Origin of the sequence: Wolbachia endosymbiont of Mansonella perstans (assembly GCF_020278605.1) — a bacterium.
Classification (GTDB): domain Bacteria; phylum Pseudomonadota; class Alphaproteobacteria; order Rickettsiales; family Anaplasmataceae; genus Wolbachia.
Window position 1 is genome coordinate 10,921 of record NZ_JACZHU010000012.1, and the last position, 6,721, is coordinate 17,641.

6 protein-coding genes are annotated in these 6,721 nt (G+C 35.6%); 2 read left to right on the forward strand and 4 right to left on the reverse strand.

Annotated features, from left to right (window positions below):
• Positions 1 to 106: 106 nt before the first annotated feature.
• Positions 107 to 463 carry a hypothetical protein gene (locus tag IHO13_RS01315; RefSeq protein ID WP_225537918.1) on the reverse strand — a complete coding sequence of 119 codons (357 nt, stop codon included), beginning with the start codon at positions 461 to 463 and terminating at the stop codon, positions 107 to 109.
• 328 nt (positions 464 to 791) lie between these two features.
• Positions 792 to 1,043, reverse strand: a complete 252-nt coding sequence (locus IHO13_RS01320; protein WP_225537919.1) for a hypothetical protein — start codon at positions 1,041 to 1,043, stop codon at positions 792 to 794.
• 598 nt (positions 1,044 to 1,641) lie between these two features.
• On the opposite strand from IHO13_RS01320, the gene secA reads away from it, so the two are divergent.
• Positions 1,642 to 4,302 carry a preprotein translocase subunit SecA gene (secA, locus tag IHO13_RS01325; RefSeq protein WP_225537920.1) on the forward strand — a complete coding sequence of 887 codons (2,661 nt, stop codon included), beginning with the start codon at positions 1,642 to 1,644 and terminating at the stop codon, positions 4,300 to 4,302.
• Between the two features lie 69 nt (positions 4,303 to 4,371).
• Here the strand turns inward: secA and IHO13_RS01330 are convergent, their stop codons facing one another.
• Complete coding sequence (locus IHO13_RS01330; protein ID WP_225537921.1) at positions 4,372 to 4,764, reverse strand: hypothetical protein; 393 nt, start codon at positions 4,762 to 4,764, stop codon at positions 4,372 to 4,374.
• Positions 4,765 to 5,062: 298 nt separating this feature from the next.
• The gene (locus tag IHO13_RS01335) at positions 5,063 to 6,058 is read right to left on the reverse strand and encodes a ribonucleotide-diphosphate reductase subunit beta (protein WP_225537922.1); all 996 of its coding nucleotides are present in this window, start codon (positions 6,056 to 6,058) and stop codon (positions 5,063 to 5,065) included.
• 133 nt (positions 6,059 to 6,191) lie between these two features.
• On the opposite strand from IHO13_RS01335, the gene IHO13_RS01340 reads away from it, so the two are divergent.
• The gene (locus IHO13_RS01340; protein WP_225537923.1) at positions 6,192 to 6,530 is read left to right on the forward strand and encodes an outer membrane protein assembly factor BamE; all 339 of its coding nucleotides are present in this window, start codon (positions 6,192 to 6,194) and stop codon (positions 6,528 to 6,530) included.
• Positions 6,531 to 6,721: the final 191 nt, after the last annotated feature.

Consider the following 6,721-nt stretch of genomic DNA (forward strand, 5'->3'; position numbering starts at 1 on the left):
TAGTACCTTACGAATTTAGCTCCTTGATTCTCCAGGTGAAAAAACATTAACAAAAATAGTGTTCTGTGGCAGCCAAATTTATAACGAGAAGTTAATAATGTCTTTCCTACTTTATGTAGGAAGTAAATCTGCTATGTCTTTGTAATTCATTATCATATACTAGCAGCCACCCAGCACGTTTAGGGTATTCTAGCCAACGCTTAACATACTTAGCATGACCTTCCTCGAGAACGTCTTCTTCGTAGTCATAAATAATATTTAGTTCGCGTCCTAACTTGATGTACTCGTTAATTAAAGTATTTCTATCTTGTGCATCAAACCAGATTATCCATTTATATTTTTGGAATTTACTCCAAATAAATTCTAATGCTAATTGTGTTTTGCCTATTCTATCTAGTCCGTGACAAGCAACCAGTGTTGCTGTATCACTAGTATCCAGGCATTCTTCTATTTTATCTAGCAATGCTTCTCTGCCAACAAAGTTATAATTTCGAAAAGGGACTTGCCAAAGTTCAGGTAGATCTTCTTTAGGTTTAAGATTATAAAGATGTTATATAGCTCCATTAAAATAATCACCTTTTGTTAGATAAGGAACTTTGCTACCCTTTTGTGCCTACCATTTTTCTACCTTTCCTCGTGCAAAGTCAAAAACTATGTCAATGTCTTTTTTGTCTGATATTTTGTATATATTCCCTATTTCTTTCTTAATAATATTATCCAATTTTGAATGATTAGGTTGATTAACTACAAACCTTAACCTAAGTAGAGAATCTTCTATTTCATCATCACTACTATAATTGAAGTTTTTTTTTCAGTTTAGTATGATTTTTTATTTTGTAGCACGCTCCTTTTTGACCTTTGCAAGTATTTAAAGTGTTGTCATCTGTTAACGTTAACTCTTCCAGGTACTTCTCTAATGTTTCTATGCTGCCTTGCTTTGCTGCACCTTTTTTTAAGTTCACATTAACATTGGTATAGATGACAAGTGTAATGTCACTATTCTGGAACTCTGGGTTTTGCTTAATCTCAAAGATAAGATTCAACAAAATACTTGTTTAACCCGAAATCTTCTTTCTGTTGCTTTCTATCATTTCCATCAATAAATCTTCAAAAGTAATATTCTTCAAAGGGCGATGTATATTGTAGTGCTTAGCTTGAACCAAGGCAATTCTCGATTTGTTTTCCTGATCTTTGTACTCAAAAAAAATTTCATCAAAGGCTGCAAAACCTTCTATATTTGATGCTAACTGAAAGTTAATTTTACCATTTTAACCTGCGAAGCAGATACAGCATTAGTAATTTTACTTCATACTTACGACCTTGATTACCTGTTGATGCGCCAGCTCCTCTCTTAAATCTAGAATTACCGAGTACTTCAGATTGTTTATTTTCTACATTCATATTTTACTAAACACTACCAATAACTTCATTCTGTAAAAAATTAAAGATTACAAAACACCTAAAACAATGCAATAGGTCTTTATATGTTAATAGAAGGCCTTCAAGAATAGGAATTGCTTAGCAAACCCTTAATTCTTGGTTTAAATAAGGCTTTTCAAAGATTTTCTAAATCTAATATATCATTGCTGTAGGCTGCATTTATTAATATAATCTCATATTAAATGGACGTTACTTAAGTTTATGTTAGATTCCACGTTAGTTTTAACAGTTGTTCTTATATTCTTCATTTTTACATTGTCGTTTCTTTTTATAAGAAAGACATTTGGGTCAACAAATAAGAAGATAATAAAGTCCTTCAGAAAAATTGCTCAGCAGATTAATGCACTAGAGCCAGAAATGCGGAGCTTATCTGATGAGGAGCTTGCTGGCAAGACCGAGGAATTCAAACGAAAATTGAAAGATGGAAAAACACTAAATGACCTTCTCGTACCTGCGTTTGCGGTTGTACGCGAAGCATCGCGAAGATTTCTTGGTATGAGGCACTTTGACGTTCAGCTGATCGGTGGGATGGTACTTCACAGTGGTATGATATCAGAGATGAAAACAGGTGAGGGAAAGACACTAGTTGCAACTTTAGCTGCATACCTAAATTCCTTAGAAGGCAAAGGTGTACATGTTGTCACTGTTAATGACTACCTTGCAAAACGAGACACAGAATGGATGAGCAAATTATATAATTCTCTTAGGGTCTCTGTTGCGTTTATCACGAACAATTTGACAGATGAAGAGAGAAAAGAGGCTTATAGTGCAGATATTGTATACTCAACAAACAACGAGCTTGCCTTTGATTACTTGCGGGATAATATGAAATTTTCTCAAGGGGATATGGTGCACAGAGGCTTCAATTACGCGATAGTAGACGAAGTAGACTCTATACTCATTGACGAAGCGCGTACTCCGCTTATTATTTCTGGCCCAGTTGAGGAAAACAATCAGATATATAAGCACATAGACAAAATAGTAACCAAATTGGTTGATTCTGATTATGAGATAGATGAAAAGAGTAAGGCAGTGTCCCTCACTGAAGATGGCATTTCGCGCGTGGAGGAATTACTTAGGTCATATAATCTAATTCCTGAAAATTCCTCACTTTATGATAATGGCAATATGATAATGACTCACTATATAGATCAAGCATTGCGTGCACATAAGCTGTTTGCTGCTGACAAAGATTATATAGTAAAGGATGGCAAGGTAGTAATTATTGATGAGTTTACTGGACGTATGATGGAGGGCAGGAGATACTCCGATGGTCTTCATCAGGCACTTGAAGCAAAAGAGAATCTTGAAATTCAGCATGAAAACCAAACTCTGGCATCGGTCACATTTCAGAATTACTTTCGTATGTATAACAAACTTTCTGGTATGACGGGAACAGCGGCAACAGAGGTGGAGGAGTTTCGCGATATATATAAGCTGAATGTAGTAAAGATTCCAACTAATGTGCTTGTAAAGAGAATAGATGTTGATGATGAAATTTATGGCACAGAAAAAGAAAAATTTAATGCTGTGTTGAAGTTTATAGAAAAATGCCACAAACGCCTTCAACCGGTCCTTGTTGGCACGGTTAGCATTGAAAACTCTGAAAAACTTTCTGCGCTTTTGCAAAGCCATTCTCTTAAGCACTCAGTGCTAAACGCTCGTTATCACGAACAAGAGGCGTATATAATAGCGCAAGCTGGAGTGCCAGGCAGCATTACTATAGCAACTAACATGGCAGGACGTGGAACTGATATTCAGCTTGGTGGTAATGCTGAAATGATAGCAAAAGTAGAGCTAAATAAGATAAAAAATGCTGATGAAAGAGAAAAAAAATACCAAGAAATAGTCGAAAGAGTAGAAAAAGATAAGGACATTGCTATAAAAGCTGGCGGTTTATGTGTGATTGGAACCGAAAGGCATGAAAGCAGGAGAATAGATGATCAATTACGTGGTCGCTCTGGTCGTCAGGGTGATCCTGGACTTTCTAAGTTCTTTTTGTCACTTGAAGATGATTTAATGAGAATATTTGGCTCTGATAGAATGAGGAGTTTTTTACAAAAAGTGGGGCTAAAGAACAGCGAAGCTATTCATCATCCATGGATCAATAAGGCACTTGAAAAGGCGCAGAAGAAAGTTGAAGCTCGAAACTATGACGTGCGGAAATCTCTGCTTAAGTTTGATGACGTAATCAACAACCAACGCAAAGTTATTTTTAAGCAGAGAAATCATATTTTAGGTAATGAAATCAATGATTTGTTTGAAGTGTATAGTGAAGTAAATGAGATTGTAATAGAAAGCATAGTGCAAAGTGGTTATTGTGAAGATTATATCGAAGATATAGCTAAGGAATTTCATACGAGATATGGAATGACACTTGATAAAGAAGACTTAGCGAAGTTTTTAAACAAACAAGAAGCTTTGGATTACATAAACGATAAAGTGCAAGAATTTTTTACCGAAAAGGAAAGATATTTCAATAGTCAGCAAACCACAGATTTGTGGAATACGGTAGTCAAGCAGGTAATGATCATGACTCTTGATCATTTATGGAGGGAACACCTCTCAATTCTGGAAAGCCTAAGACAAAGCATAAATTTGCGCGCTATGGGACAGAAAGACCCGCTTAATGAATTTAAACGCGAGGCTTTCTTAATGTTTGAGTCGATGCTTGAAAGGTGGAAAGAGCTTACCATTCATCGCCTAGCACACTTTAAGCTAGCAGATAACCAAGAAATAGGTAATAGGTTGTATCTTACTAAAAAGGATAGTTCCCCCAAAGTCTCAAGAAATGACAAATGCCCTTGTAACTCTGGAAAGAAATACAAGCACTGCCACGGTGCGGTTACTGTAGTGAATTAGTAGCTTAGGTCTGTGTGTTCTCATCTACATTGACCTCACTTAACTCGCCGTCCGGTAAACGCTATGGTTTTACTTGTTGAGGAAGCCTAGGTTCTTCCTCTGTGGTTTTATTTGTTTATTAGATATATACTTTCTCACTACTCCGGCAAGCTTAATTGCAATGCCTACTCCAATTGCGGCTACAATTGGAAATAACAATGCTATAACCCCTATAGATAACAGAGAATCTGCTGTAGTTGATAAAGATAATAAAGAATCTACCTTGGTTATTGGAGTAACGCCACATGTGACAGGACCAATTCCAGTTATAACGCTCCCAGTAAATAAGCCACCTAGGTGCATAATTGCTTTTAGTAAATCACTCATATTACGATTATGTGGACCTGAGGATGGAGGAGTTGTGATGAGAGCTGCAATTAATGGTACTATGGAGATACCGCCAACGATTCCACCTATCATCATAGGTGAAAGACTGCTCAAGATACTCAGTACAAGCCCTATTAAAATGCTTACTATACCCCTATTATTGCTGCTATCCCCACCATCATTAAATAATTTAAACTAAACACTTTGCTCCTTTTTATACTTAAAGTTTTTTTTAGGTTTATCTTGTATACTAAAATTTATATAAGTACTTCATATATTATAAATAGAATATCAATTAATTTATTTTACAGGACTAGTTGTTCTCAGCTTAGTGCCATTTGCATAGGTCCGATGTCAAGTTACTTGGATAATGCAGGTAATGCAAAGAGACTAATTAACGCTCTTTATCATCAGTATCACTTTCAGCAAAAGCTTCTTCCCATGTACCTTGAGTTGCTGCACGGCTATATTCTGTTACTCTATTTTCAAAGAAATTCGTATGTTCCACACCATTTAGTATTTCGTCAAGCCATGGAAGAGGGTTGTCATTAATATCATATATAGGTTTCAGACCTAATTGCGTTAACCGCCTGTTTGCTATATAGCGTATATAATTGCGCACTTCTTCTGAAGATAGTCCTTCAACGTCTCCTAAATCAAAGGCAAGCTTTACAAATTCGTCTTCAAGTCCAACGATAGTGCGACATGCAGAACATAATTCCTCTTTGAATTCGTCATTCCAAATTTCATTATTCTCTTTAATAAACGTGTTGAATAAGTTGATAGTCGAGTTGGTGTGCAAGGTTTCATCGCGTACTGACCAAGCAATTATTTGCCCCATACCTTTCATTTTTCCAAAACGTTGAAAATTGAGCAAAATCGCAAATGATGCAAATAACTGCAGTCCTTCAGTGAAGGCACCAAATACTGCTAGAGTTTTAGCTACATGTTTTTTATCGTGTTTTTTACTCTCCTCAAATTCTAACATGTATTCATACTTTTTTCTCATAGCATCATATTTTAGAAATGCTTGATACTCACTTTCTGGCATGCCGATTGTATCTAGAAGGTATGAGTAAGCTGCAATGTGTATAGTTTCCATGTTAGAAAAGCTGGCAAGCATCATGCATATTTCTGTTGGCTTAAATATATTTGAATAATGCCTCATATAGCAGTTATTTACTTCAATGTCCGCTTGAGTGAAGAACCTAAAAATCTGAGTTAGTAGATTTTTCTCCACATTTGAAAGTTTAGTTTTCCAATCTTTTACATCGTCAGCAAGCGGAACTTCTTCCGGTATCCAATGTATCCTTTGCTGCTGTAGCCATGCATCATATGCCCAAGGGTAGTTGAAGGGCTTATATATTGGATCTGCTTTTAATAATGACATAGAGCACCTAATTGTTTTCTGAAGTAAATATTATATTAAGCGATATCAAAAATCAGTCAATTTAACTTTTACAAAATTTGACTACAGGTAGTTTATTAGTGTATTGTAATTTCACGACGATTTATCAATAAAGATGCAAGCATTAATATTTCTTGTTTTACTACTTCTAGTAAGCTGTACACACACTATTCACAATCATGGAGCTCCAGGCATTAGCGTTGAATTGCGGGACAAGATAAAAGTAGGTGATAATAAAGGAAAAGTGGTTCACACTTTAGGGTCGCCAACATTAGTATCTAAATTTGATGAAAATGTTTGGTATTATATTTCATATAGAATTAAACAATCTAATTTCTTAGGAAAAAGGAAGTATAGCAGCAAGTCTTTGCAAATCTCGTTCGATCAGGATGATAGAGTTACAGATATAAAAGAAATTAACGTTGCAGAGAGATCTTTAGCTGTTATTGATTAAAGTCCGCTGACTATAGAGTTTTTCTGTAAAGAGGGTATCTCCCTGATACTGGGGTTCCCTTAGGTATCATGAAGGTAACCTATCTTCCTGTCATCCCAGCTCCTTTTCTTGTCATCTCAGTACTTGATACTGGATCCAGAATATTATTTTAGTAATAAATATTTAAGAAATTTATCAAGTGAGAAAAAAGG

What these genes read in the sequence shown, in the direction of transcription:
- secA (WP_225537920.1), top strand. Translation starts at nt 1,642, where the DNA reads ATGTTAGATTCCACGTTAGTTTTAACAGTTGTTCTTATATTCTTCATT.
- IHO13_RS01330 (WP_225537921.1), bottom strand. Translation starts at nt 4,764, where the DNA reads ATGATGATAGGTGGAATCGTTGGCGGTATCTCCATAGTACCATTAATT.
- IHO13_RS01335 (WP_225537922.1), bottom strand. Translation starts at nt 6,058, where the DNA reads ATGTCATTATTAAAAGCAGATCCAATATATAAGCCCTTCAACTACCCT.
- IHO13_RS01340 (WP_225537923.1), top strand. Translation starts at nt 6,192, where the DNA reads ATGCAAGCATTAATATTTCTTGTTTTACTACTTCTAGTAAGCTGTACA.